We start from the raw sequence: 908 nt of genomic DNA, 5'->3' as shown, positions 1-908 counted from the left end.
TTGAAACTCGCGTAGATTGTCCTTTCAAAAAACATTTTCTTATGAATAAAGATATTAAATATTTTGGAATAGACATTAGCCATTTGGTTTTTGATGTGACCGACTCACAAGGCAATTATTATCAATTTAAAAACAGTATATCTGGCTTTAAGAAGTTTGTAAAATTACTTTCTATCAATAGTCACTGTGTGATGGAAGCCACCGGTTATGATCACTATCAATTAGCCTACTATTTACTAGAGTGTGGGATGAAGGTTTCCGTAGAAAATCCATTGACAGTTAAGCGATTTATCCAAATGAAATTGTCCAAAATTAAGACGGATAAAAGTGATTCTAAACTGATTTGTGAATATGGCAAACAAGTAGAATTAAAACTATGGAAAGGCACCTCTAAGCATCAAACAGAATGCCTTCAAATGACTAGACTCCTTGCTGTGTATACAAAACAGAGCACTATGCTTAAAAATAAATTACACGGAGAAGCTGTTTTAGGCAATCCAAGTAAAATTGTTGTCAGCTCTTTAAAACGTAGTTTAAAACAGGTACAGAAAGAAATAAAAACCTTGGAAGACAAACTTCTGATATTGGTTAAAGAAGTGCACCAAGATCTGTTGACCCGTATGAAAACCATACCAGGAATTGTAGCAAAAACCTCATTAATGCTAGTGGTCCTTACTGATGGATTTAAGCGCTTTAAAAGCGGTAGTGAATTGTGTAGTTATGCTGGCTTGACTCCTGTGATTCGCAAGAGTGGAAGCAGTGTAAATGGACGTAGCCGAATAAGCAAAATAGGAAATCAAAAACTCCGCAATTTGTTATTTATGTGCAGTTTTAATGCGTGTAGATATAACAAAGCTTGCAGGGAAATTTATGAACGAATAGTGGCCAAAGGAAAGAGCAAAAAATTG

1 protein-coding gene is annotated in these 908 nt (G+C 34.8%); it reads left to right on the top strand.

Annotated elements, in window-relative coordinates:
- Positions 1–41: 41 nt before the first annotated feature.
- Positions 42–908: IS110 family RNA-guided transposase (locus tag FVB9532_RS19310; protein WP_150546815.1), on the top strand; the 867-nt coding region annotated here is incomplete at its 3' end.

Origin of the sequence: Mesonia oceanica (assembly GCF_902499555.1) — a bacterium.
In the GTDB taxonomy this organism is placed as follows: domain Bacteria; phylum Bacteroidota; class Bacteroidia; order Flavobacteriales; family Flavobacteriaceae; genus Mesonia; species Mesonia oceanica.
The sequence above is the reverse complement of the archived record's forward strand: the minus strand, read 5'-3'. Positions and strand labels throughout refer to the sequence as shown.